This window comes from Paenibacillus aceti (assembly GCF_003614185.1).
GTDB lineage: Bacteria > Bacillota > Bacilli > Paenibacillales > Paenibacillaceae > Fontibacillus > Fontibacillus aceti.
Genome location: NZ_KZ987724.1, coordinates 1,167,782 through 1,190,830, shown reverse-complemented (window position 1 = coordinate 1,190,830; position 23,049 = coordinate 1,167,782). Strand labels below are relative to the sequence as shown.

The 23,049-nt window shown below is 48.2% G+C and carries 26 protein-coding genes and 1 riboswitch; of the genes, 14 read left to right on the top strand and 12 right to left on the bottom strand.

The features are described 5' to 3' along the window. Positions 1 to 114: 114 nt before the first annotated feature. Entirely contained in the window at positions 115 to 2,406 is a 2,292-nt protein-coding gene (locus tag BFJ94_RS25745) for a (Fe-S)-binding protein (protein ID WP_229717076.1), read from the bottom strand. Positions 2,407 to 2,537: 131 nt separating this feature from the next. Between BFJ94_RS25745 and fadR the strand changes: the two genes are divergently transcribed. From fadR to BFJ94_RS05325, 3 genes are all read left to right on the top strand, one after another. Then, the gene (gene fadR / locus BFJ94_RS05335; protein WP_120461730.1) at positions 2,538 to 3,119 is read left to right on the top strand and encodes a fatty acid metabolism transcriptional regulator FadR; all 582 of its coding nucleotides are present in this window, start codon (positions 2,538 to 2,540) and stop codon (positions 3,117 to 3,119) included. A gap of 116 nt (positions 3,120 to 3,235) precedes the next feature. Beyond that, positions 3,236 to 4,003: an electron transfer flavoprotein subunit beta/FixA family protein gene (locus tag BFJ94_RS05330; protein WP_120461729.1), complete on the top strand. Its 768-nt coding sequence runs from the start codon at positions 3,236 to 3,238 to the stop codon at positions 4,001 to 4,003. Positions 4,004 to 4,052: 49 nt separating this feature from the next. Further along, positions 4,053 to 5,036 carry an electron transfer flavoprotein subunit alpha/FixB family protein gene (locus tag BFJ94_RS05325; RefSeq protein WP_120461728.1) on the top strand — a complete coding sequence of 328 codons (984 nt, stop codon included), beginning with the start codon at positions 4,053 to 4,055 and terminating at the stop codon, positions 5,034 to 5,036. Positions 5,037 to 5,660: 624 nt separating this feature from the next. Here BFJ94_RS05325 and BFJ94_RS05320 read toward each other — a convergent pair. Beyond that, positions 5,661 to 6,257, bottom strand: a complete 597-nt coding sequence (locus BFJ94_RS05320) for a nitroreductase family protein (protein ID WP_120461727.1) — start codon at positions 6,255 to 6,257, stop codon at positions 5,661 to 5,663. 280 nt (positions 6,258 to 6,537) lie between these two features. Between BFJ94_RS05320 and BFJ94_RS05315 the strand changes: the two genes are divergently transcribed. Next, positions 6,538 to 7,695, top strand: coding sequence for a DUF4062 domain-containing protein (locus tag BFJ94_RS05315; protein ID WP_120461726.1), 1,158 nt, complete (start codon positions 6,538 to 6,540; stop codon positions 7,693 to 7,695). Further along, complete coding sequence (locus tag BFJ94_RS05310) at positions 7,688 to 7,879, top strand: hypothetical protein (protein ID WP_120461725.1); 192 nt, start codon at positions 7,688 to 7,690, stop codon at positions 7,877 to 7,879. Before BFJ94_RS05315 ends, BFJ94_RS05310 begins: the two co-directional genes overlap by 8 nt. Positions 7,880 to 7,951: 72 nt before the next feature. On the opposite strand, the gene BFJ94_RS05305 is transcribed toward BFJ94_RS05310, so the two are convergent. Further along, positions 7,952 to 8,545 (bottom strand): TetR/AcrR family transcriptional regulator, encoded by a 594-nt coding sequence (locus tag BFJ94_RS05305; RefSeq protein ID WP_162944185.1) that lies wholly within the window; start codon positions 8,543 to 8,545, stop codon positions 7,952 to 7,954. Between the two features lie 204 nt (positions 8,546 to 8,749). Between BFJ94_RS05305 and BFJ94_RS05300 the strand changes: the two genes are divergently transcribed. From BFJ94_RS05300 to BFJ94_RS05290, 3 genes are read left to right on the top strand one after another with little or no spacing between them, the layout of a single operon-like run. After that, on the top strand, positions 8,750 to 9,604 hold the full coding sequence (locus BFJ94_RS05300) for an ABC transporter ATP-binding protein (protein WP_120461723.1): 855 nt from the start codon (positions 8,750 to 8,752) through the stop codon (positions 9,602 to 9,604). Next, positions 9,601 to 10,308 (top strand): fluoroquinolone export ABC transporter permease subunit, encoded by a 708-nt coding sequence (locus BFJ94_RS05295; RefSeq protein ID WP_120461722.1) that lies wholly within the window; start codon positions 9,601 to 9,603, stop codon positions 10,306 to 10,308. Before BFJ94_RS05300 ends, BFJ94_RS05295 begins: the two co-directional genes overlap by 4 nt. Next, positions 10,305 to 11,033 carry an Rv2686c family ABC transporter permease subunit gene (locus BFJ94_RS05290; RefSeq protein ID WP_120461721.1) on the top strand — a complete coding sequence of 243 codons (729 nt, stop codon included), beginning with the start codon at positions 10,305 to 10,307 and terminating at the stop codon, positions 11,031 to 11,033. Before BFJ94_RS05295 ends, BFJ94_RS05290 begins: the two co-directional genes overlap by 4 nt. Before the next feature lie 12 nt (positions 11,034 to 11,045). On the opposite strand, the gene BFJ94_RS05285 is transcribed toward BFJ94_RS05290, so the two are convergent. From BFJ94_RS05285 to BFJ94_RS05270, 4 genes are all read right to left on the bottom strand, one after another. Then, a complete protein-coding gene (locus BFJ94_RS05285) occupies positions 11,046 to 11,360 on the bottom strand; it encodes a DMT family transporter (RefSeq protein WP_120461720.1) in 315 nt (104 codons plus the stop codon). A 1-nt stretch (position 11,361) separates the two neighbouring features. Continuing rightward, positions 11,362 to 11,712, bottom strand: coding sequence for a DMT family transporter (locus BFJ94_RS05280; RefSeq protein WP_120461719.1), 351 nt, complete (start codon positions 11,710 to 11,712; stop codon positions 11,362 to 11,364). Positions 11,713 to 11,799: 87 nt separating this feature from the next. Next, a riboswitch (guanidine-I (ykkC/yxkD leader) is annotated at positions 11,800 to 11,907 on the bottom strand. 57 nt (positions 11,908 to 11,964) lie between these two features. Next, a complete protein-coding gene (locus tag BFJ94_RS05275) occupies positions 11,965 to 12,783 on the bottom strand; it encodes a hypothetical protein (RefSeq protein ID WP_120461718.1) in 819 nt (272 codons plus the stop codon). Between the two features lie 97 nt (positions 12,784 to 12,880). Beyond that, complete coding sequence (locus tag BFJ94_RS05270) at positions 12,881 to 13,495, bottom strand: TetR/AcrR family transcriptional regulator (protein ID WP_120461717.1); 615 nt, start codon at positions 13,493 to 13,495, stop codon at positions 12,881 to 12,883. A gap of 223 nt (positions 13,496 to 13,718) precedes the next feature. On the opposite strand from BFJ94_RS05270, the gene namA reads away from it, so the two are divergent. The 5 genes from namA (at position 13,719) to BFJ94_RS05245 (ending at position 18,064) form a co-directional block, all read left to right on the top strand. Further along, positions 13,719 to 14,741, top strand: a complete 1,023-nt coding sequence (gene namA / locus BFJ94_RS05265) for an NADPH dehydrogenase NamA (RefSeq protein ID WP_120461716.1) — start codon at positions 13,719 to 13,721, stop codon at positions 14,739 to 14,741. A 2-nt stretch (positions 14,742 to 14,743) separates the two neighbouring features. Further along, positions 14,744 to 15,451, top strand: a complete 708-nt coding sequence (locus tag BFJ94_RS05260) for a futalosine hydrolase (protein ID WP_240431896.1) — start codon at positions 14,744 to 14,746, stop codon at positions 15,449 to 15,451. 2 nt (positions 15,452 to 15,453) lie between these two features. Next, entirely contained in the window at positions 15,454 to 16,296 is an 843-nt protein-coding gene (locus BFJ94_RS05255; protein WP_120461715.1) for a 1,4-dihydroxy-6-naphtoate synthase, read from the top strand. A gap of 98 nt (positions 16,297 to 16,394) precedes the next feature. Continuing rightward, a complete protein-coding gene (locus BFJ94_RS05250; RefSeq protein WP_120461714.1) occupies positions 16,395 to 17,357 on the top strand; it encodes a helix-turn-helix transcriptional regulator in 963 nt (320 codons plus the stop codon). Positions 17,358 to 17,431: 74 nt separating this feature from the next. Further along, positions 17,432 to 18,064 (top strand): type 1 glutamine amidotransferase family protein, encoded by a 633-nt coding sequence (locus BFJ94_RS05245; protein WP_120461713.1) that lies wholly within the window; start codon positions 17,432 to 17,434, stop codon positions 18,062 to 18,064. An 81-nt stretch (positions 18,065 to 18,145) separates the two neighbouring features. Here the strand turns inward: BFJ94_RS05245 and BFJ94_RS05240 are convergent, their stop codons facing one another. The 5 genes from BFJ94_RS05240 to BFJ94_RS25595 all read right to left on the bottom strand — a co-directional run bounded on the left by BFJ94_RS05240 (position 18,146) and on the right by BFJ94_RS25595 (position 22,096). After that, entirely contained in the window at positions 18,146 to 18,412 is a 267-nt protein-coding gene (locus tag BFJ94_RS05240) for a zinc ribbon domain-containing protein (RefSeq protein WP_120461712.1), read from the bottom strand. A gap of 27 nt (positions 18,413 to 18,439) precedes the next feature. Further along, positions 18,440 to 18,919 carry a DinB family protein gene (locus BFJ94_RS05235; protein ID WP_162944183.1) on the bottom strand — a complete coding sequence of 160 codons (480 nt, stop codon included), beginning with the start codon at positions 18,917 to 18,919 and terminating at the stop codon, positions 18,440 to 18,442. Positions 18,920 to 19,446: 527 nt separating this feature from the next. Continuing rightward, on the bottom strand, positions 19,447 to 20,361 hold the full coding sequence (locus tag BFJ94_RS05230) for a helix-turn-helix transcriptional regulator (RefSeq protein ID WP_120461710.1): 915 nt from the start codon (positions 20,359 to 20,361) through the stop codon (positions 19,447 to 19,449). 43 nt (positions 20,362 to 20,404) lie between these two features. After that, positions 20,405 to 21,283, bottom strand: coding sequence for a radical SAM/SPASM domain-containing protein (locus tag BFJ94_RS05225; RefSeq protein ID WP_120461709.1), 879 nt, complete (start codon positions 21,281 to 21,283; stop codon positions 20,405 to 20,407). A 246-nt stretch (positions 21,284 to 21,529) separates the two neighbouring features. After that, the gene (locus BFJ94_RS25595) at positions 21,530 to 22,096 is read right to left on the bottom strand and encodes a DUF4183 domain-containing protein (RefSeq protein ID WP_205571017.1); all 567 of its coding nucleotides are present in this window, start codon (positions 22,094 to 22,096) and stop codon (positions 21,530 to 21,532) included. Positions 22,097 to 22,585: 489 nt separating this feature from the next. Between BFJ94_RS25595 and BFJ94_RS05210 the strand changes: the two genes are divergently transcribed. Further along, positions 22,586 to 23,005, top strand: coding sequence for a DUF4183 domain-containing protein (locus BFJ94_RS05210; protein WP_120461708.1), 420 nt, complete (start codon positions 22,586 to 22,588; stop codon positions 23,003 to 23,005). Positions 23,006 to 23,049 lie beyond the last annotated feature (44 nt).

The following is a 23,049-nucleotide window of genomic DNA, read 5'->3' as shown; positions in this document are numbered from 1 at the left end:
AATCCACCACTACAAATAACGATACCAGTGCTATAGAAGCCAGGCTCCCCCAAAAGTCTGCAATCTGTAGTCTACGGTCAGAAGCCAGAGATCCCATCCATGTCAGACCTGGCCTCAAGTCATCGCAGTGCCGAACACCGACAGCTCCAGTACCTCGGCAACATCCTTCGTCTTCACCTCAAGCTCCTTCATTTTGACCCCATCCTCCAGCATCGTCAGACAGTACGGACATCCGCTGCCGATCATCGTAGGCGATACCTCCAGCGCTTGCTCGGTCCGAGCCACATTAATGCGCTTGCCTGAGGTCTCCTCCATCCACATCAGGCCGCCTCCCGCTCCGCAGCACATCGCATCCTCACGCGAACGCTCCATCTCCGCCAGCTCCATGCCTGGAATCCGCCGCAAGATCTCTCGCGGTGCATCATAGATCCCGTTATAACGTCCCAGATAGCAGGAATCATGATAAGTCATACGCTCCCGTACCTCATGACGCAGTACCAATTTACCTTCCTTCACAAGACGCTCCAGCAGCTGGGTGTGATGAATCACCTCGACGTCTGCCAGCCCGAATTCGGGATACTCATTTTTAAAAGTGTTAAAAGCATGCGGATCGGCCGTAACGATCTTCCGTACTCCATACTGCTGGAACAGTGCGATATTCTCCTGACACAGCTGCTGGAACAGGAACTCATTGCCCATGCGCCTTGGCGTATCGCCGGAATTCTTCTCCTCATTTCCTAGAATGGCGAAATTGATCCCCGCCTCTAGCATCAGTCTGGCGAAGGAACGGGATATTTTGCGGCTGCGTAGATCATAAGAGCCCATGGAGCCGACGAAGAAAAGATATTCAAAGTCCGGATTATCATGCACCGTAGGTACGGATAATCCTTCGATCTCAGCGGTCCACTGCACCCGTTCATTCCGGCTGATCCCCCACGGATTGCCCTGGCGCTCGATGTTTTGCAGCGCGCGCTGCCCTTCCTGCGGAATACTGCCCTGCATGAGTACCAGATGACGGCGCAGATCGATGATTTTATCGACATGCTCATTACCAACCGGACATTGATCCTCGCAATTACGGCAGGTCGTGCACGCCCAGATCTCCGCTTCTGTCATGACATCGCCGATCAGCTCCAGCTCTGCTGCCGCCGTATAATCCGCTTGCCCCTGCTCCTGGGTTCCCCAGGCTGCATATTGCCAATCCAGCGTCGGGCGGATATCTGTAATCGGATGTTCCGCAGTTACAGCTCCGCCTTGACTACCTTGACTAACCGGCTTCGCAGTCAGTTCTTCCGTACCGGCAGACATCTGCAGCATCGCGACGCCAGCATCACCGCTATCTAGCGGCAGCTCTGAATCAGGCCAGCCAACAGGCGAATCCTTCCGCTCGTTCAGCCTATGAGTAACCCCCTGCGCCGAAGCGAAGGCGTATGTGGGCTGCCAAGGCGATTTGCCAGTCTGCTGGGCCCCGACATCCGTCAGATGGTCGCGCAGCTTGGTAATCAGATGCATCGGAGACAGCGCTTTCCCCGTATTCGAGGCCGGACACATATTCGTGCAACGTCCGCATTCCACGCAGGCATAGAAATCCAGCATCTGCTTGCGGCTGAAATCCGTGATCGCTCCAGCCCCGAAGCTCTCCGCTTCTTCGTCCTCCAGGTCTAGGCTGGACAGGCGCCCGGGCGATTCTGTACGGCGCAGCCAAATATTTATCGGTGCTGTAATTAAATGAAAATGCTTCGATTGAGGTATATACACTAAGAAGAAAAGTAAAATGAGAAGATGCAGCCACCAGAACAGGTAGAATAGCACTTCAGCAGTAGCGGTGGACAGATGGTTGAGCGCTAAAGATAGGAGTGAGGATATGGGTGCATAGACAGTTGGATCTAATTGGAACCATATGCGCTCAAAGCTTAATGAGAGTAGTACAGTCAACATGATTGAAGAGATTAGCATGAGAACTAGACTTGGCTTCCAGCCCTTCTTCAGTCGAGGTATTCGTTCCCCGTATCTGCGGTAGGCTGCGTAGCCCACGGCGATCAGAATGAGCAGAACCGTAATTTCCTGGCTCAGCCCGAACAGATCATAGGCTGGAAGCGGTAGATGACCCCCTTGAGTCAATCCTTTGATAATCAAATCGATGGCGCCAAACTGCAAAATAATGAACCCGTAAAAAATAACGATATGCATGATCCCGCTGCGCCAGTCCTTCAGCAATTTTCGCTGACCGAACACCTGGCCAAAGAATTCGCTCAGGCTGCTCCAGGAGAGCCTGCTTCTGGCTCGGAATTCCACTGGACGTCCCAGTTTCATGTATAGATAACGATGATATACCGCTTTGCAGAACAGAAAAATGGCATAGCCCGTTACCAGCAGAAACAAAGTCCATTGCAGTATTTGCCACACTTTTACTTCACCCGCCCTCCTTATTGAATTACGTAATTCGTCTTGACAACATAAGCGCTTTCACCTAAGATGAAGAAAAAATGAATGATTGTTCATTCATTCGATTCAAATTTTAACATTGAGGTGTCAAGATGACAAGTAGAAAACAGGAAAAATTTGAAATGATTTTGGATGCCGCCGAAAGAGTCATTGCCGAGAACGGGTTTCACGGCTCGCAGGTAGCCAAAATCGCCAAGGAGGCAGGAGTAGCCGACGGTACGATATATCTATATTTCAAGAACAAGGAAGATATCCTTATTTCCCTGTTCCAGAATCGCCTGGGCAGCCTGGTCGATTCGTTCAAGAACAATATTTCCGATGAGGACAGCTCCGAGGAAGCCTTGTACAAAATATGCCATATCCATTTCTCCCTACTCGAAGAGAATATTCATCTCGCCTATGTCACCCAGATCGAGCTGCGGCAGAGCTCTATGGATCTACGCAAGGCCATCGGTCAGGCTGTGAAGCCCTATATTCAGTTAATTGAGCATATTCTTATTAAGGGCGTCGCAGCCGGAAGCTTCCGCCAAGATCTTGATACGAGATTGACGCGTCAGCTTATCTTCGGAGCGATGGACGAAGTCGTTACGTCCTGGCTTATCTCAGGACAGAAGTACTCATTAATCGCACAAGTCCCGAACACCGTTGATTTCTTCATACGAGGTTTGAAGTAGGCCCGTTCAAGAATCGAAGCCCAAGACCGCTTCTTGATTAATTCCTTCATAATCAACTGCAAGCTTCTTGAACTTCTTGAACTGCCTCTCATCATATTTTGAAAGGAGTAGGATCAATGAACATCTTCGTAATCCTTAAGCAAACCTTTGACACCGAGGAGAAAATCAGCATTCAAGACGGCAAGATCGCCGAGGATGGAGTCAAATTTATCGTCAATCCCTATGATGAGTACGCTGTGGAGGAGGCACTTCGTCTCAAGGAGCAGCATGGGGGCACGGTTACCGTCGTTTCCGTCGGTCCAGAGAGAGCTGCCGAGGCGCTGCGGACAGCGTTGGCTATGGGAGCTGATGAAGCCGTACTGATCGCAAGTGATCATCCGGACTATGATGAATTCAGTATCTCTACCCTACTGGCTGCTTATTTCCGTGACAAAGCCTTCGACCTCATTCTCGGCGGCTACTTCTCCGTGGACAGCGGTGGCGGTCAGACCGCGATTCGCCTGGCCAGATTACTCGATATTCCTCATACTTCGGCCATTACGGAACTGCAAATTTCGCAAAATAAAGCGACGGTCATCCGGGACGCGGAAGGGGATGCCGAGACACTAGAGATCAGTCTCCCTGCCCTATTCACGGCCCAGCAAGGCCTTAATGAGCCACGTTATCCTTCCCTGCCCGGCATTATGAAGGCCAAGAAGAAGCCATTCCTCACCCTGGATCTGCAGCAGCTTCATCTTACGGATGCCGAGATCGCACCTAGAACAACGCGCCTCAGTCTCTCCCTGCCTGCCGCCCGCAAGAGCGGGCGCATACTCCAGGGAACAGCCCAGGAGCAAACCTCCGAATTAGTTAACTTACTCAGAAATGAAGAAAAAGCTATATAACTGCGAGTTCATGAATGATAGGGAATAGAAGATAAGGAGGAATATCAATATGGGAAATACCTATGTTATTGTCGCCGAGACCCGGGGCGGACGCTTGCGCCAGGTTAGTCTGGAAGCTGTTCAAGCCGCCGTCCTGGCAAGCCGAGATGAGGATAAGCTGATTGCGCTGCTGCTAGGACATCAATTGCAGGAAGCTGCCACTGAACTGGCCCGCTATGTTAAAGACCAAGTTATGGTCATCGATCATCCGGATTTAGCGATGTATCAAGCTGAGGCCTATCTGGCCGCTCTCGCCCCGGCGCTCGATCAATTGCAGCCTCATACTGTATTCTTCGGCCATACGGCGATCGGTCGCGATCTTGCTCCGCAAGCTGCCGCTCATCTGAACGCCGGACAAATCTCCGATGTCATCGCGATTGCCCAGACGGACGACACCGTGTCTTACACCCGGCCGCTGTTCGCCGGGAAGGCTTTTGAGAACCGGAAATTTACTGCTTCGCCCCAAATCATCACGATCCGGCCGAACAATATTACCCCAGCTCAGCCTACGCCTGCACCAGCGGAGATCAGCGAGCTGACGTACAGCCCTTCCCCTTCGCTGCGCACCGTAATTAAAGAGGTGGTCAGCAAATCCATCGGACGAATCGACCTGACCGAAGCCAAGGTCGTCGTCTCCGGAGGGCGCGGAGTCAAGAGCAAAGCCGGCTTCCAGCCGCTGGAGGAACTGGCGGAGCTGCTACAGGGCGCGGTCGGCGCTTCCCGCGGCGCCTGTGATGCCGGATATTGCGACTACTCGCTGCAAATCGGCCAGACCGGCAAAGTCGTTACGCCTGAGATCTACATCGCCTGCGGCATTAGCGGTGCGATTCAGCATTTGGCGGGTATGAGCCAATCCCGCATCATTATCGCTATTAACAAGGACCCGGAGGCTCCGATCTTCAAAGTCGCCGATTACGGCATCGTGGGTGATCTGTTCGAGGTCGTGCCTTTGCTGACAGAAGAATTCAGGAAAGTGCTAAGCATTACGAGTTAAGTTTTAGATGCACAAAAGGTCGAGCCGGGGTTACTCTTTCGTACCCTAAGCTCGACCTTTGTATAGGCAGACTACCTTCTTATGAAGGGTAAACGACATTTCGACATTTCGGGATGGGGGTGCCTCGTCGCCAGAAGCTTTCACCAACCAACACCTGCAAAAATCAGCATCTTAGCCTGTTGAAAAGCACTGGCAAGTTCTCCCGGAGCGCTAACGAAACACCATATCGTTATTTAGGCAAATTTAGCCCCTACTCAAATCTAACGAAACACCATATCGCTATCTGAGTCAAAATCGACCATTTAACCCTGTTTTCGCCGCAATAACGATCCCCAGTTTCGTTAAATATTAAAATCACTCTTTTTGATGCAAATAGCGATACCTAGTTTCGTTACAACTTGATGAGCACCAAGGCAGCCTCTATCGCACGCTCTCAATAGCCATACCTTTATCAAAAGCCTGCATAATCGCAGGCATTTTAAAAAAGCATGAGCCGATAACGGCTTTCTCATGCCTTGTCACTACGCAGGAACGGAATATTGCCCCACGAGCTAACCACGCAATCAAAAACCTTTATCAGCTCACGCCTTATTTTAAAGTATTCTCACAAATACTCTAGCTAGCTTATTTTACCACTTTCAGACGAGTTTCAATCGGTGCGAATTGCTTCTCTCCAGGTTGTGCCGTTGGTTTACCAAATGGCATTTGTCCCATCAGCTTCCAGGAAGCTGGGATATTCCATTCCGCCTTCACAGCATCGTCGATCAATGGGTTATAGTGTTGGAGCGAAGCGCCAAGACCTTCATTCTCCAGTGCAGTCCAGACTACCAGTTGCAGCATACCATTGGATTGGTTAGACCAGATTGGGAAATTGTCTTTGTAAAGCGCGAATTGTTGTTGCAGGCCTTCCACTACCGCTTGATCTTCGAAGAACAGCACGGTACCAGAACCAGCGCGGAATCCAGCCATTTTCTCAGCCGTTGGTCCGAAGTTTTCAGCAGGTACGACCTTCTTCAAAGTTTCTTTAGTCAGATTCCACAGTTTATCATGCTGTTCATGCAGAACCACCAATACACGGGAAGATTGCGAGTTAAAAGCGGATGGAGTATGCAGAACTGCTTCCTTTACGATCTCTTCGATCTTCTCATCGGAAATCACTTGCTCCTTGCTAATTCCATACACACTACGTCTGTTCTTCAACAAATCGATAAATTGACTCATGTAATTCATTCTCCTATCCATTTTTGTAGTTTATTGTGACCTGAAAAACACCGGATATTCAAGCGGGCTCAAGGCCGTTTTTAAAATAAAAGTTCCCTACTAACAATTACTCAGCAACTTATATTTATATATTACATAAGTCATCGGCCCAATGCAAGTATTTTTTCAAAAAAAGTTATCAGCCTTCAAAAAGTAAGCACCAATGCGGTTATCACGATATTTCTATCTGCACAAGAATGGGTTATACTGGAAAAAAGAGTTTAGGGAGTTGTGACCTACCTTGCCAAGAACGAAAATATTCATAAGTTCTGTAAACGAGGACGGATTGAAGCCGCTCCGTAAGAGTGTGTATCAAGAGCTTCAAGCCCTGGGCCATGAGCCGGTGATGTGGGAAGAGAATATCGGCCCGTGGATTGCCAATGCAGATCCGGTGACGCTCTGCCTGCAGGCTGTCGAGCAATGTGATATTTATCTCCTGTTCATCGGCAGCAAAGCTGGCACCTATGATGCTGCTGCGGAACGGACCATCACGCATCTGGAATTTATCAAGGCGCAGGAGCAAGAGACGACGATTCTGGTATTTGCCGACGTAGAGGTGAAGCGGATCTTCTTCGGCACGGTCAAGCCGCTGATGGATCAATATATCGATAATTACATAAACGAAGAGGAACGTTTCCCCTCCCCGCTTCATATGATGGATGCACTTCGGCAGCATAGCCAGGTTCCAGGACATATCGATCCTTATGTATGGTACTTCCTCTACGACATGATCCTTCGCAGCATCTATATCGATGATTTATCGTTAGGTGTGCCTATCGACTGGCGAAGCTACTTCAGTGATTTGCTGCGCAGAGGCTCTCTCCTGCTGCCGCTAGAGGAATCGATTCAGCTAAGCGGTACAAGACTAGAGCAGTTGGACGATGCCTTCGACCTGATCAACGACTTAATGCCGCATCTGCAGATCTGCGGTTTCCACAATGCCAAGCAGTTCCTGAGTCAGATGATGGAGCGCGCCTGCGGCGGTATGATCGAACATGGCTATGGGAAATATATGACGGAATGCGTGGGAAGCTATGGGGATTGCTCGGCGGTGACACTCTATGTGAAACAGGAGGATCAGCTAATACTTGTAGCCAAAGTCGGCAAAGCGCACGGCCCGCCGCATTACAAGCTTGACAACAAGAGTTCTTATGCTGTTCTGACTTACCATCTAGGCGATCAAGAAGAGCAGGTCTTCTTCACCGCCGCCAAGAATATGTTCTATTATTGTATCCGCTCCGGGCCTTATGTCATTACCATGCATTATCCGGCTGAGCCTAATTGGGATCATAGGAGATTTATTCGCTATAAAGAAAGTGTAAACCATGCTATAATAAGTAAAAACCCAGCAATTATCGAGTTCATTAAACTTTGTTTAGGAGGGATGCAGCGTGGGTAGCGGTGTATTCGTATCCAAGAACGGACGGGTTAGCAAGGCGATCGGAATTCAGCCCAAGGAAGCATTATTGTTCGCTCCCTCTAAGAAGAATTCTTCGCAAATATTGCAGGAGCAGCGTGTAGCTGTGAAGCGTAACAACAAACAGATCAAAGATCGGTTCGCCCAAGCGACCAAGCGAGCATAAATGAAGCTTTAACTGACACATCATCGATAGGCCTGAGTCCGGTATTACGCCGGGTTCAGGCCTTTAATTTTATTATAGGAGCTGCTTCAGTCCCGTAAACCAGATAGAGGTATAGGCCCGGGCAGCCTGAACGATCTGCTCCTCATCGCTATATAGCCGGATAATCTCAAAGAATCCTTCCATAAAAGCAATCGCCACCGGGCGCGCAGCATCCGAATTTAGTGGCTTCGCAGAAGCAGATACAGCCTTCAGGTTATAATCGGCAAAATGCATCTCCACATGCTTGGTGAAATGGTTATATAGTGCATTTTTGACATCCTCCTGCCGGGTCCCCTTACTCCCATACAATAAAATAAGCAGACTCTGCCGATATTCGCGTAAGAATTCCGCCAGCAGTCCCTCCAGCTTATCTATAATGCCAGCGATACTGTCCTCCGAGGCGTCCTCACTATCCTCCATCATTTCCAGCAGACGTTCATATGCCGGCATTGTCACAGCTTCGAGCAGCGCTTCCTTATTAGGAAAATAACGATATAGATTACCGACCGATACTCCCACCTTAGCAGCGATATCCTTCATGGAAGTTTGCTCATAGCCGGGGTCAAGGAACATATGTTGGGCGGTCTGCAGCATAGCTTGCCGCAGCTCTTCTTTTAAAACCTGCATTAAATGAACCCCCATTCGCTATTAATATTGACGTGAACGGCTTGAATTGTCAACGCACTTGGAGTAGGTCAGGAATAATTTGCTTGACTTCATAGCTGGATCGGCGTATTTTAAAAGTGAATTATAATTCATTATTGAAAATAAATGCGAACCGCGTGTATTTCATGGATCATGCACACGCCTTTCGAAAGGAGCGCAGAATTGGTGGTTGAGGTACGGAACTTGAGATATAAATACCCCGGGAGCAAGGATCAGGTGCTGCATGGCCTTGATTTCTCCATCCCGCAAGGAGAGATATTCGGCTTTTTGGGGCCATCCGGCGCAGGAAAAAGCACCGCCCAAAAAATATTAATCGGCATTCTCAAGCAATATGAAGGAAAGGTGACCGTCTTGGGTCGGGAAGTTCGCGAGACCAAACCGGATTACTACGAGAAAATTGGTGTAGCATTTGAGTTTCCTAATTTTTACGGCCGTTTTACCGCTATGGAGAACCTGAGTCTTTTTCGTTCCCTGTATCAAGGAACAACGAGCAAACCTGAGGAACTGCTGGATCGGGTTGGACTCGCGAAATATGCCCATACGAAAGTAGACAATTTCTCCAAAAGCATGAAGATGAGACTTAATCTATGCCGCGCATTGCTGAACCAGCCGGAGATTTTATTTTTGGATGAGCCGACTTCAGGTCTTGATCCCGTCAATGCCCGCTTGGTCAAAGAAATGATTATACAGATGAAGACCGCCGGAAAAACCGTTCTGATCACTACGCACAACATGCAGGCTGCTGAGGATATTTGCGATCGGATCGCTTTTATCGTAGATGGCAGAATCGTCCTGATTGATTCCCCCCGCCAATTGAAGGTGGAGCATGGAAAGAGGCGCGTGCGAGTGGAGTATAGGAAGAATGAACAGATCCATCAAGAATATTACGAGCTGGAGGGGCTTGGAACGAATCAGGAGTTCGTGCAATTGCTGGGTCGTGAGAGAATCGAGACACTTCATACGGAGGAAGCTACGTTGGAGGATATATTCATTAAGGCGACGGGGAGGAAGCTGGAATGAGACTTACCGCAGCCATTGCTTATGATATCAAGCTGCAATTTAGACACGGGTTTTATTATGCTTATCTGGTGATCAGTCTGTTTTACATAGCTCTGTTGCAGTTCCTTCCTTCTTCTGCCCGTGAGATGGCGAATATTCTACTGACATTTACCGATCCGAGCATGCTTGGATTTTTCTTTATCGGCGGGCTGGTGCTGCTGGAGAAAGGTCAGGATATACACAATACATTATTCGTTACCCCTTACAAGCCAGAGGAATATATTTTCTCAAAAACACTCTCTCTTACCCTTCTGTCTGCTCTTAGCAGTTACATGATTCATGTGAGCCAGTTCGGATTTACGACGAAGCCGCTGCTGCTCATGCTTGGCGTCGTGATGACATCCATTTTCTTCACCCTGGCGGGGATGGGGGTAGCTTTTCGCTGCCGCTCCCTTAATGGATTCTTTTTTCTGTCCACCCTGGTTGCGTTGGTGTTCGTGCTGCCACTGTCTGATTATCTTCAAATCTGGTCTACACCACTCTATCACTTACTACCGACTCAGGCTTCGCTGCTTCTGCTCCGTTCGGTCTTTGAACCGATTCCGCCATTACAATGGATCTACGCGATCCTTCTACTGGCAGGCTGGAGCGGCCTGGCTTTTCTGTGGGCTCGATACTCCTTCCGGAAATTCATCATGCTGCAAATGGGAGGTGATGGTCCATGATTCCTGCACTGCGTCTGCTGCGAAGTGATCTCCGGCTCGTCCGCCGGGATGCCATGCTGTTCTTCTATCTCATCGCCCCGCTGTTGCTCATCTCTGCTGTATGGTTCGGGGTGCCAGCCGTCAACGATGTTTTGATATCGTATTTTGCCTTTGACTTATCCGAATATTATGGTCTCATCACAGGGGCCTCGCTACTGCTAGTCAGTCTGATACTGGGCTGCATGTGCGGATTCATGATGCTGGACGAGCGCGACGAGTATTTGATTCAATATTATGCCGTAACTCCATTGTCCCGCAGAGGTTATCTGGTCTGCCGACTTGCTGCTGCGGTTGTTCTGTCCGTCATTTATGATGCTGTCTTGCTGTTATGTGCGGCTCCAGCACCTATATCGATTGCTCAGCTCTTCTATTTGCTGCCGATGGCTGCACTTGAGGCCCCCTTCATCGCCCTGTTCCTGGTAGCCTATGCAGCCAATAAAGTGGAGGGCTTGGCTCTGACCAAGGGAGCCGGCCTTTTCGTTGCTGTTCCCGCCGCAGCCTGGTTTATCGGCTCGCCCCTGAAGTACGGGTTTGCTATTTTTCCTGCCTATTGGGTTTACGAGTTGCTGAAGCTTGGACATGGAGGCCAGCCATGGCGAGCACTGCTTCTTATGCTGGCAGGCACGGGAGTCCATATGCTGGCCGTCTATGTGCTGCTCCGCAGATTTCTGCGCAGACAGGACTAGCTGATAGATGATTCAAGCGATAAGCTTCAGACCGACAGCGGCGGACAGCACCATCGCAATGAACAGAATCCGTCGCCATTCCCTCGACTCTCCATAGAAAATCATGCCGACGAGCGCGCTGCCGACCGTGCCGATTCCCGTCCAGACCGCATAAGCTGTCCCCATGGATATCGACTCCATCGCGATCGACAGGAATATGAAGCTGACTATAAAACCGCCGAACAGGAGCGCGAAGGACGCCAGATTTTTACGTTGATTCAATTTATTGATCCCGGCCACACCCAGCACTTCTCCGACGCCGGCCAATATGAGTAAGATCCAGGCCATCTTAACCTTCCTCCTTCGTTGCGGGTTCAGTATCGGATTCTCTCGTAATCATCTTGAGGCCAACTACACCAGCTAGCAGCAGCAAAATTAATAAAATCTTCGCCAGCTTGACCGGTTCACCGAAGATCAGCATCTCCGTCAATACCGTACCTGCGGTACCGATGCCGGTAAACACAGCATACGCCGTGCCGACAGGCAGCTTCTTCGTCGATAGAATCAACAGATACATGCTGAGCACAATCGCGATGGACGTCCCGATCCATTCCAGACTCGTCCCGGCATGCTTCAAGCCGATAACCCAGCTGATCTCAAGCAGGCCGGCCACGAATACCAATAGCCAGTTACGGCTCATCTCCTCAACCCCTCTCCGTATTAAAAGTAACGAACGGAATACCTAACAAGCGCACAAAAAAAGCCCGCAGAAGATATCCTTCTGATATCCTCCCGGGCTTTTATCCCTCCGTGTCCACAGACGCTTGCGTCTGTGCGTTCTCTCTCGGACCAGTCCAGCGCAAAACTTCGCTGCGGAACCCTAGAGAACAAAATGTACCCTTAATTGTATCAATACATAACGATAATACCATAGAAATCCAGAACGGTGTAGTCAATCAATGGTTTGATATTGGGCTGATATTCTCTTATTTATGAGCTGTGTGCCAACTATTCCAACAGAGATGGCTAGAATATCAATCATAGTACGCAGAACTAAATCCAACCACCCTAAAGGAAGCTTACTCATATCAAACACCAGAACCATGAATCCATTAAACAAAATAAGATTGACCCCAAATATAACTAATGCAATGAAAATATTGCTTTTTCTTGCAAACCAATTGATTACACTAGCCGAAACTAATCCAACAAGGATACACCATAAAATTGTCATCATTGTTTTGCCATCGAATGACGAATATATGTTAAATAACTTATATTGGATCAATCGACCAATTACAAAAATCATTATTGTAAATCCAATGGTCACATGATCTCCTTTGCTAATCTTGATTTTTCCTAAAACATGACTATTGAAATCAGCTAACAAGAATCCTGTTAATATCCCCATTATCAATAGCGAAACACTGTCTGCTAGGATATAAGCTAGATTATCTAGTATAAATGACTTTGCATGTGGTAATGGTTCCAATAAATAAACGATCCAGATCAAGCTTAATGCCAGTCCAAATCTCAGCCCACGAACAATGCGGATGCCTGCGATTTTGGATTGAATAAGTAAAAACAAAGTTGCAAGCAGACTATATACTATAACCCCATAAATCGTAAATACAATTGGCAACGTTCCATCAAGAACAAATTTACTTTGTGGCAATAAAGTCTGTCCTGTATCCGGTATAAAGAGCTGGATGACCACACGGGAAATAGTTGTAATTACCCCAATAGACACTATCTTTAGGAGTGTTTTCATATTCTTTCTCCTTTGCCATCATTCTTGCCTAAAAGGCTATTTGTACCTCGCCAATCCGCTTCAATAGCTTGCCATAGAGTTCAAGTTGTTCGTCAACTTATTCTCTTCTCATTATTTCCATAAAATAATCAATATGTTTTTCGACCATTTTCAAAGCTGTGTCCTTGTCGTCGGAATTGTCAGCCAATCCCATTAACATATAAATTGGTGCAAAATATTCCAAGGCAACAATTTCTGCATCTTTCTCACTATTTCTTGTATTAAGCAAAGACTCTCTGATTAAATCTTTTGCGTAGCCAACAACGCCACCGGTTAAATACTGATTGAGCAGTATAGCCATTTCCGGATTACGATACTGTTCCAATGTCAGCATTTTACGGAAATTTGATGCAAACTCATCTTCAGTCCAATATTTAAACATTTCAATGCTGAAAGCCTTGATATTCTCAAAAGCAATATTGCGACAGGCATCTCCTGCATTTTCAAAAGTTCCTACAGGCACATCAAATTTCTTTGCTTTTTCTGTATCGCTTTCCTTCATGCGTTTGATAATGCTGTCAAAGATATCCTGCTTACTTTCGTAATGCTTATATAATGCTCCTTTTGTGATGCCAAGAACGTCTGCAATATTCCTTACGGATACACCCTCATAGCCATCGCGAGCAAAGAGTTTCAATGCAACCTGCAGTATCCTTTCTTTCGTATCAATCATAATCGGCCCTCCAAGTAAACGATCGTTTACCTAAAACGTAGCAAACTATCGTTTACCCGTCAAGCGTTTTCATAAAAAATTCAAGAATCCTTTGAAGGTTATGCCATTCTCTCATTTGCTCCCGCTTGTAACCTGCTCCCCAATGTTTTAACATTATAATTGCAGAGTTATTAGAGTTACATACTTATACTTTAAAATAGACAAAAAAGGAGTGCAGACGAATATGGATAGAAAGCTATTCTCGCCTTTTACGATCAAGAATACGACATTCAGGAATCGGGTCGTTATGTCACCGATGTGCATGTACTCTTCACCGAACCAGGACGGCAAGGTTGCTGACTGGCATCTTGTCCACTACCCAACTCGTGCGGCGGGCGGTGTTGGCCTGATCATCATCGAAGCGACCGCGATATCGCCGGAAGGCCGCATCTCCTATCAGGATCTCGGCATCTGGGATGACGAGCATATCGAGGGATTGCAGAGACTCGTATCTCTAATTCAGCAAAATGGCGCTAAAGCTGGTATTCAGCTCGCGCACGCAGGCCGCAAGGCTAATCTGGAGGAGACCATTCTTGCCCCGTCGGCCATTCCTTTCGATAAAATGAAAACACCGAAGGAAGTGAATCAGGCAGAGATCAGGCAGATCGTACAGAAGTTCCGCGATGCAGCTCGCCGGGCCAAAGCCGCCGGCTTTGATGTCATTGAAATCCACGCCGCCCATGGATATCTGATTAATGAATTCCTCTCGCCTCTGGCCAACCATCGCGAGGATGAATACGGCGGAAGCGCCGACAACCGCTACCGTCTGCTCAGCGAAGTGATTGAAGCTGTGCAGCAGGAATGGGACGGTCCGCTCTTCGTCCGCGTCTCGGCGAAGGACTATGTTGAAGGCGGCAGCAATGTGGAGGATTATATTGATTATTCCCGTAGAATGAAAGAACAGGGCGTTGACTTGATCGACTGCAGCTCAGGGGCTGTCGTCCCTGCCCATATCGATATTTTCCCGGGCTATCAGGTGAATCTGTCGGAGCAAATCCGGCATCAAGCTGAGATTTCCACCGGAACCGTCGGCCTTATTACTAGTCCTCATCACGCTGAGGAGATCGTTAGCAACGGCCGCGCCGATCTGGTCTTCCTTGGCCGCGAGCTGCTGCGCAACCCGTATTGGGCCTTGAACGCCGCCAAGGAATTAGGCGCAATGGGAGCCGATGTGCAGCCACCGAAGCCCTATGAACGGGCGTTTTAATAATGGACTTTATGACTAGAACTGAGACAGTGTCCCCCTACAAGCACATCTTAATTATGACCGCAGTGGAGGCCGAGCGAGAGGCCGTACTTCGCGGCGTTGCCAAGGCTGAGATCGAGCAAGGGCAAGAAGGCAAAGCGAAGTTCGACGTACAGTTATGCGGGGTGGGACCGATATCGGCGGCGGCGGAGGCTGCCGCCTATCTGGCAGTGAACCCGCAGTATGATCTCGTCATCAGCGCCGGAATCGGCGGCGGATTCCCGGGCCTGGCCGATATCGGCTCGATCGCCATCGCCGACAGCATCATTGCTGCCGATCTTGGCGCGGAGACCGGGGACGGCTTCTCCAGCGTGGACGAGCTGGGCTTCGGCTCCTCGCGGATTCCGGTGGAACCCGCCCTTCCCGAGCGCCTGATGAACGCGATCACGGCCGCTGGATGGCCTGCTTGTTGTGGGCCGATTCTCACCCTATCCACGGTGACCGGCAGCCAGACTACCGCCGACGAGTTGTCCAGGCGGATTCCCGGAGCTGTAGCAGAAGCGATGGAGGGCTACGGTGCGGCCTTTGCTGCGCATCGCCTGGGCATTCCAGTGATGGAGATCCGGGCGATCTCCAACGCCGTCGGCCCGCGTGATCGTGAGAGTTGGCGGATTGGCGACGCTCTGCAGGCCCTGGAGAGAGCCAGCTATTTTTTAGCGGAGGTATTATAACGATGAAGATTGCATTTTCACCCTGTCCTAATGATACTTTTATATTCCATGCTCTGGTGCATGGGCTAATTCCGGGAACTCCCGAATTTGAAGTGACCTATGCCGATATTGACCGCACAAATGGATGGGCGTCTGCCGGCAACGGCGGAGATATTATGAAGATCTCCTATGCCGCCCTGCCGTGGGTGCTGGACAAATACGCCCTGCTCCCGTGCGGCGGCGCACTCGGCCGCGGCTGCGGTCCGCTCGTGCTGACTAAGGGAAATTCTGAGCAGCTGGGCGATCCCGCTTCCCTCTCGGGACGCCGGGTCGCTGTACCTAGCGAACGCTCTACGGCTTATCTGCTGTTCCGGCTCTGGGCCGCGCAGCATGTGCCAGGAGGCGTCGGCGAAATTATCGTCATGCCGTTCGACAAGATTATGCCAGCCGTTCAAGACGGCTCCATCGATGCCGGACTCGTCATCCATGAAGCGCGCTTCACGTACAAATCCTATGGGCTTCAGCTCATGGCCGATCTCGGCAACTGGTGGGAAGAGGATACGGGCCTGCCGATTCCATTAGGTGCGATTATCGCCGACCGCTCACTTGATCTCGCTTCTATCAGCGGCTGGATCAAACAATCCGTGGAATACGCCTGGGCTCATCCCGAAGCTTCGGCAGAGTATGTGCTGAGCCATGCGCAAGAGATGTCGCCCGAAGTGACGAAGGCGCATATCAACCTCTACGTGAACGAATACTCGGCGGATCTTGGCGAAGATGGCTATGCCGCAATCACTGCATTGCTCAGCCGTGCAGCCGATGAGGAGCTGGTTCCGGCGATTGATCCGGCGGCATTGAGAATATAGGAATCTAAATAGTCGAGGCAGCCTGCTTATGGATCTCCTTACCAGGCTACCTTGACTATTTTATCTTATTTAAGTACAGCAACGAAAGGCGGCTTGGTATGCCTAAAATCGATAATTTACTAGCTATTTTATGGATGCTCCAATCAGGTAAAAAAATTACTGCCAAACAAATTTCCGAAAAGTTAGAGATGAACATAAGAACTGTATACCGTTATATAGACACTCTCTCAATAAGCGGCGTACCTATTATCTCAGACACAGGACATCATGGTGGGTATACTTTATTAAATGATTTTATGGAGGCCCCTCTTTTTTTCGATTTGGAGGAAAAGACCTCCCTTTTTCATGCAGCTATTTTTGCAGAGGAAGCCGGATATTATGGAGGAGAAGCACTAGATAGAGCGATTTCGAAGCTAAGCAAATACTCTAATCAAGAGCAAGAAGCCAGACTAAATCATCAAGTAACCAGTTTAAATGTAATAGGCCGAATAAATTCGCGCTCGACGGACACTTACTTGAAGTTGCTGGAGAAGGCTATAACTGAAGAATACTCTGTAGAAATTCGATACCATAAATGTAACGAGAATGAATCAAAATGTAGAATGATTGATCCATACAAAAATATTTATTGGAATCATAAATGGTACGTAATCGGATTTTGCCATCTTAGAAACGATATCCGTAGTTTTAGAGTAGAGCGAATTGAACATCTTCTGCTAACTGAACATCAGTTTAACCGCCCAGATCATTTTCCGGCCCATGACTTTTTTTTGAAAAACCTCCTCCCTTCCATAGCTGATACAGAAGAGATGATCCCTTTGGTTATCACGGGAAATGAAAATACGTTATATGACATTTGCCAACATTGGTTTTTAGGGAATTATTTGCAGGAGCAGACCTCGAATCAAGCCGTCTTCCTTTTTGAAAAAGACATCCTACATAAGCATGTTCCTTATTTGCTTCTACCATACGGTAAATCCATTCAAATTATTGAGCCCATCAGTCTTAAACAAAGACTTATTGAAGTTCTTTCAGAGTTCATTGAATTTTATCAAGCATGATGACTTCCCTGACGCTAGCTGTCAGGGAAGTTGTTTTATAATAAGCTCAATTCACTATATATGGGAGTGTTATGATGCCAGTAAACAATGCTTATCTTTATGTATTTGATACGATGTCAGATTGGGAATATGGATATTTAGTTGCTGAACTAAACTCAGGGAGATTTTTCAGAAGAGATTTAGCTCCCTTAAAAATAGTTACGGTAGGTGCCACTAAAGATATGATTACCACAATGGGGGGACTGAAAGTAAAACCGGATATTTCCCTTGCTGAGTGTATTCTAGAGAGTAAAGATCTTATCATTTTACCGGGTGGGAATACATGGGGAGAGACTATTCATCAGCCTATCTTGAAAAAAATTGGCGAGGCCTTAGAGATTGGTGCTATTGTCGCTGCAATATGTGGTGCAACCGAGGGGCTCGCGAATAGTGGATACCTGAACTCAAGAAAGCATACCAGCAATAACCTGGAGTATTTAAAAATGGTCTGCCCTAATTATAAAGGGGAAGATTTCTATGAGTTGGTGCCGGCAGTATCTGATCATAATTTAGTGACTTCATCAGGAATAGCTCCTCTGGAATTTGCGATGGAAGTGTTAAAAGTTCTGGATGTATTTGCACCAGAAACATTGCATGCATGGTATAACCTTAATAAAACGCATCAATCTGAGTTCTTTTTCAAGTTAATGGACTCGATTAAGAATTGAGGCAAACTCAAGAATTGAATAATAAAAAGCTGTAGCTAGAACTAATAATGCCTTTAGCTACAGCTCATTATTATCACGGTCCTATTTCCAGCGCTTCAACTGAGGAAGAATTCCCTGTAACATGGAACGGGCCGCTTCCTCATTCATTCCTCCCGGCTCATTCGATACCATATGAGGTACACAAATATTGATCATCTCTTCCATCGTACCGTGAAAGGTAAACTTCCCGTCCTCATAGCAATAATGACAATAATCCGCATTTTTCGTGCCGTCCGTTTCAGTTCCGTATTGCGCGTCTGGCTGATTCATCGGCATGGCACAGCTCTGACAAAGTTTCATTTCATTCATCGTAATTCCTCCGTTCGGGATTGTAATTCACGCGATCATGCTCATAAATTTCTCGATCTGCTTCTTGTGCTTCTTATCATGTGGAATGAAGCTCCGCAAATAGCCGCAGATACTGAATTTTTTCCCGTCCCCATCGATATAGGTTCGCAGGTAGTCTTCATCTTGCAGTCCGGAAATTGAGCTAATAATTCTCTTGCGGTACTCTACAAATTCATCGCAGATTTCCTTCCGCGTGCGGGACTTGGCATACTCCACCGCCTGCGCATTGAACTCATTAAAGTCCAGATGCTTGACCGTCACTGGCTCATTCAACTCAATCTTATGAATCGCTTCCTCATAGAAATACTTGTCCCATTTCATCAAATGGCAGACGATATCCTTCACGGTCCACTTCCCCTCCGCAATTGGAAGACCCCACTTCCCGTCCTCAAGCACATCCTCCAACGAATCGATAAATCCGATAAAGCCATCATACTCCTGAACCAGTTCAGCATTCGTCTTGGCCATGTGTATCCCCCTCCTTCCTCCCCTATGAAAATAAATCCCCATTCCCCATACAGCTCAGCTGTTGAACTAATGCTTGCACAGATGCCACTTGCCGCCGGGTGAAATGTTCCAGTCCTTCTTTAGTTCAACTTATCTACATTATAGAAGCGATCAACTGACAGCATTATGTCATATTAACTCTTTTTCATGTCAAAAAAGTAGACGCTCGCACACGCCCTTGCTAACTCGTATTGCAGTAAGTACAAATAGTTGTAAAAATACACTTATCTCCCGTGTAATAGGCCTCAGACTAGAATATAACTGCGAAAATACAACTATTCCCTTGCCCAAGCCCCGATCTGAGGAGAATCCACCGCTGATGGTTCTAATTGCATAAAGTACAGTTAAAACACCACTAATCAACTCCGTCCTCCCTTTAATTGCATAAAGTACAGCTAGAAGAATACTTTCCCTGGATTCCTGAGAAAATAGGGATTTTAACTGTATAAAATGCAACTAAAAGAAGATGCCCCTAGGCATCCCCCAAATCAACTATAGTTCTCTAGCATCCCCTGCAACTTATCCTTGATAATCTCCCGCAAACGAGGCGGCTCCAATACCTCTGCCATGGTCCCGAAAGACAGAATATAACCATACACCCATTCATTCTCCGGATAGCTGACCGTCACTATGAAGTCTCCCTCCGCGCTGCGCTCGACTTGCTCTTCTTCAAATTCGTCATAGACTCGGTAGGATAGAGCCTGATCTAATTTCAGTTTGACGGTAACAATAGGCAGCTGGGCAGTGCAGTCTATAGGTGCCTGTTCATCATTAGCAAGCTCATAGTTACTTCTATGGAAAGTCTCGTCGTGAAGCTGCAATCGCTTCATCCGGGATAGCTTGAACACCCTCATCCCCTGCTTCTCCAGGCAATATGCCTTCAAATACCAGGTTTTGGCCTTGAACCATAGCTGCTGTGGCTCTACGATTCGCGAAGTTCTCGCGCAGTTGCTCGATCCGTAATAATCGAAGGACAATCTTCTCCGTTCCAGAATGGCCGTCTTAATCAGCTGGAACTGCCCCTGCTTCTGATCACTCCAGTCTGTAAAATCCACCTCAACCCAGCTTGCTTGCTGAAGTCCGAATATGCCGCTCATTTTATCGAGAATCTGGTTTAGCTCAGGATAGTGAGTAGCCTTCATGCCCTGCAGCGCCGACAGAATATCCCGCTGTTCCTGCTCGGACAGCAGTGATTTATTGAGGACATAATTCTCTAATAGACAGATTCCGCCGCCTTTGCCTTTATTCGTGTAGATCGGTATGTTAGCTTCGCTAAGAATGTCGAGATCGCGATAGATCGTTCGCGGAGACACCTCGAAATAATCAGCCAGTTCCTTCGCAGTCACATTCCGCCGATCCAGCAAAATATAGACGATTTCAAACAAACGTGTAATTTTAGACATGGCCCCTCCTGCATCACAGTCTGTTAACTGATGTGTTCGCTGTTTAACTTCCGAATCTGCGCCGGTAGCCGCATTTGCGGCATAGCTCTTCCACCGCTTCCCTGCGGGAGAAACCTTCATACAGCCGGGTAGCCCGCTCCCCCTCGATAATCTCAGCGAAGGGCGATTCATACACATTACCGAGATTAATGACTCCCTCTCCATCGAGACAACAAGGAATGACCGTCCCATCTACGAGAATCCCCGCCTGATTGCGCAGCCCATGGCAGAATCCACGGCCGTCATCCTCCTCGGCCTTCAGATCCGGCCAATCGAATTCAATATCCTGGTTCAGATAAATTCGCTCCGCGATCTTCATGCCACTGCCTGGCATAACCCTCTCCTCAATCCGGTAATCAAGACCGAATTCCTCTTCAATCAAGGCGAGCGTCGCCCGATTGCGGTGACGGATGCTGTTCTCCACATTATCCCTCGTCAGATTCCAGAGCCGGAAGGACACAATTAAATCCGATGCTGCCGTCGCTTTGCGAACGAAGTTGAAAATTTCCCGCAAATACCCCTCGCGGTTCTCTGACCCCGCATGACCGTCGAAGCTGTGCAGGGAGAAGTTCATTTGCCGCAGCGCTGGCTTGCCGAGAAGCTTGGGAGCGGCTTTGTGAAGCAGCGTTCCGTTCGTCGTAATATTCACTTTGAAGCCCTTTTCGTGACTTAGATCAAGCAAGTGATCGATTTTGGGATGAAGCAACGGTTCACCCTTGACATGAAAATATATGTAATCCGTATACGGCTTAATATCGTCTAATATTTTACAGAAATCCTCCACCTTAATGAAGCGGGCTTGTCTTTGGGTCGGTGGACAGAAGCTGCAAGCTAAATTGCAAACACTCGTCGTCTCAATATAAAATTTCTTGAATTTCTTCATACAGTTCTATCTTCTCCATTCTCAAGCTCTACTCGGTAGGTTAAGCAAACCTGCCATCTCCAACTCCAACTCTAATTCTATTCTATCTGATCGGCAACAAAAGTCACGGCTATTCCATTATAAAAGATGGCGCAACGCAATATAAAACCTTGGCTACGCAGATGGGACTGCCGCACCGCATCATACTGAATCCACGCCCTCCGCATGAATCCAGCTGATTCCAGCACGACAGCCCACCCGATCCAGTTATTCGGTAATGCGCAAGTTGATTCTCACCTGCTCGATAATAATCGGCGTACCCGCAGATACCGTATCATCGCCTAATTCAAGGATCAAGGAATCCGCGGTAACTTCGTATAGCCTCCCTTCCTGCAGGATTCCGTTAATATACAGATTCGAGGAATGGTTAGGTTGAGGCTCCAGGAACTGAACTGCGAGATCTCCATCATCATTCTGGAACTGATCTACGGGGATGACAACAGTGGATTGCAGATCGGTCTCTGGAAAATAAAAATACCGGAATGTGAGCACGATGACGCTTAAATTTGTCGGCCCAGGGGGCCCGGGTGGTCCCGGCGGACCCTGAGGTCCTGGAGGACCCGGATCACCGGTAAATCCTCGCAGCCCCTGTTGCCCCGGAGGACCTGACGGACCAGGTTCGCCTGCCGATCCCTGAAGGCCAACCGGACCTGGAATTCCCGGAGGTCCCTGGGGTCCTGGAGGCCCGGGCGGGCCTGCTGAACCCTTCGGACCTTCCGGCCCGGGTGGTCCTACCGGTCCTGCTGGCCCCTTCGGGCCTGGTATCCTCATCATTTGATGCTGATCCGTCCCACCCCGGGTTTCCGAGTGTTGGATCGGTAACTCATCCACCTTATCCTTCGAGATAACATGAGGAATATGACATTTTAACACTTCTCTATGAGGTCTCAAAGACCGTTTTCTGTGCCCTCTCTTGCAAGCAGCAAATTTCTTGCTATGTTGTCTAGCCGATCTTACATAATGAGCCTTCAAAGCTCGCTTCACTGTATACTTTTGGTGTCGTTTCGCCCCCCGCGCTTTCCTGGCTCCCCGCCTGTTCACGATGCGTAAATACAATAGCTCCACCCCCTCATCCATGATCAATGACTATGTTATCTTATGTAGAATACGTAGCGGGGAAATGGACATTTTACCTAGACCTGGTCAAATGTTTGAAATTAATCTGGACGGCGAAAGGCCGTCTCCATTCTACAAAAAAATCATTATATGTTATGAATCGAGAATCTCTCGATTTCATCATAGATTAAGAAGGAGTGAGCACAAATGGGAGTTATTAAACCTGTATTTACGGCTACAGCCAGCGCGCCTATCGCCAGTGGTGGTGGCGTTACGACAAACCTGAACCCGGACACGACCCGTTATTTTGCAACCTTAACCGCACCGATGCTGGGAGCTACTGACACGACGATTCCGGCAGCAAGCTTCGTCGATGATTCGGATACTGCGATTACGACACTGCCGACGCTAACCGCTAATGATTATTATAATGTGTATATCAACGGCGTCCTCCAGCAGCAATCTCTGTCAACATTGTCTACGGGCAGTCTTGTGTTAAACGCAACGACTCCGGATCTTTCCGCGGGCACGCCTATTCAATTAGAGGTCGTCAGCTTCGCCAACGTAACTTCGACTCTCTCGACACCGCCGGATATTTCAGCACCAATCATCACTATAACCTCCTAAAAGTAACCTATGCCCCGAAACCGAATGAGCCGCAGCCCAACTGC

Excerpts from the sequence above, each read along its gene's own strand:
- fadR (WP_120461730.1), top strand. The coding sequence starts at position 2,538 with ATGACAAGTAGAAAACAGGAAAAATTTGAAATGATTTTGGATGCCGCC.
- BFJ94_RS05330 (WP_120461729.1), top strand. The coding sequence starts at position 3,236 with ATGAACATCTTCGTAATCCTTAAGCAAACCTTTGACACCGAGGAGAAA.
- BFJ94_RS05325 (WP_120461728.1), top strand. The coding sequence starts at position 4,053 with ATGGGAAATACCTATGTTATTGTCGCCGAGACCCGGGGCGGACGCTTG.
- BFJ94_RS05320 (WP_120461727.1), bottom strand. The coding sequence starts at position 6,257 with ATGAGTCAATTTATCGATTTGTTGAAGAACAGACGTAGTGTGTATGGA.
- BFJ94_RS05305 (WP_162944185.1), bottom strand. The coding sequence starts at position 8,545 with ATGCAGGTTTTAAAAGAAGAGCTGCGGCAAGCTATGCTGCAGACCGCC.
- BFJ94_RS05295 (WP_120461722.1), top strand. The coding sequence starts at position 9,601 with ATGAGACTTACCGCAGCCATTGCTTATGATATCAAGCTGCAATTTAGA.
- BFJ94_RS05290 (WP_120461721.1), top strand. The coding sequence starts at position 10,305 with ATGATTCCTGCACTGCGTCTGCTGCGAAGTGATCTCCGGCTCGTCCGC.
- BFJ94_RS05285 (WP_120461720.1), bottom strand. The coding sequence starts at position 11,360 with ATGGCCTGGATCTTACTCATATTGGCCGGCGTCGGAGAAGTGCTGGGT.
- BFJ94_RS05280 (WP_120461719.1), bottom strand. The coding sequence starts at position 11,712 with ATGAGCCGTAACTGGCTATTGGTATTCGTGGCCGGCCTGCTTGAGATC.
- BFJ94_RS05275 (WP_120461718.1), bottom strand. The coding sequence starts at position 12,783 with ATGAAAACACTCCTAAAGATAGTGTCTATTGGGGTAATTACAACTATT.
- BFJ94_RS05270 (WP_120461717.1), bottom strand. The coding sequence starts at position 13,495 with ATGATTGATACGAAAGAAAGGATACTGCAGGTTGCATTGAAACTCTTT.
- namA (WP_120461716.1), top strand. The coding sequence starts at position 13,719 with ATGGATAGAAAGCTATTCTCGCCTTTTACGATCAAGAATACGACATTC.
- BFJ94_RS05260 (WP_240431896.1), top strand. The coding sequence starts at position 14,744 with ATGGACTTTATGACTAGAACTGAGACAGTGTCCCCCTACAAGCACATC.
- BFJ94_RS05255 (WP_120461715.1), top strand. The coding sequence starts at position 15,454 with ATGAAGATTGCATTTTCACCCTGTCCTAATGATACTTTTATATTCCAT.
- BFJ94_RS05250 (WP_120461714.1), top strand. The coding sequence starts at position 16,395 with ATGCCTAAAATCGATAATTTACTAGCTATTTTATGGATGCTCCAATCA.
- BFJ94_RS05245 (WP_120461713.1), top strand. The coding sequence starts at position 17,432 with ATGCCAGTAAACAATGCTTATCTTTATGTATTTGATACGATGTCAGAT.
- BFJ94_RS05240 (WP_120461712.1), bottom strand. The coding sequence starts at position 18,412 with ATGAATGAAATGAAACTTTGTCAGAGCTGTGCCATGCCGATGAATCAG.
- BFJ94_RS05235 (WP_162944183.1), bottom strand. The coding sequence starts at position 18,919 with ATGGCCAAGACGAATGCTGAACTGGTTCAGGAGTATGATGGCTTTATC.
- BFJ94_RS05230 (WP_120461710.1), bottom strand. The coding sequence starts at position 20,361 with ATGTCTAAAATTACACGTTTGTTTGAAATCGTCTATATTTTGCTGGAT.
- BFJ94_RS05225 (WP_120461709.1), bottom strand. The coding sequence starts at position 21,283 with ATGAAGAAATTCAAGAAATTTTATATTGAGACGACGAGTGTTTGCAAT.
- BFJ94_RS25595 (WP_205571017.1), bottom strand. The coding sequence starts at position 22,096 with ATGATGAGGATACCAGGCCCGAAGGGGCCAGCAGGACCGGTAGGACCA.
- BFJ94_RS05210 (WP_120461708.1), top strand. The coding sequence starts at position 22,586 with ATGGGAGTTATTAAACCTGTATTTACGGCTACAGCCAGCGCGCCTATC.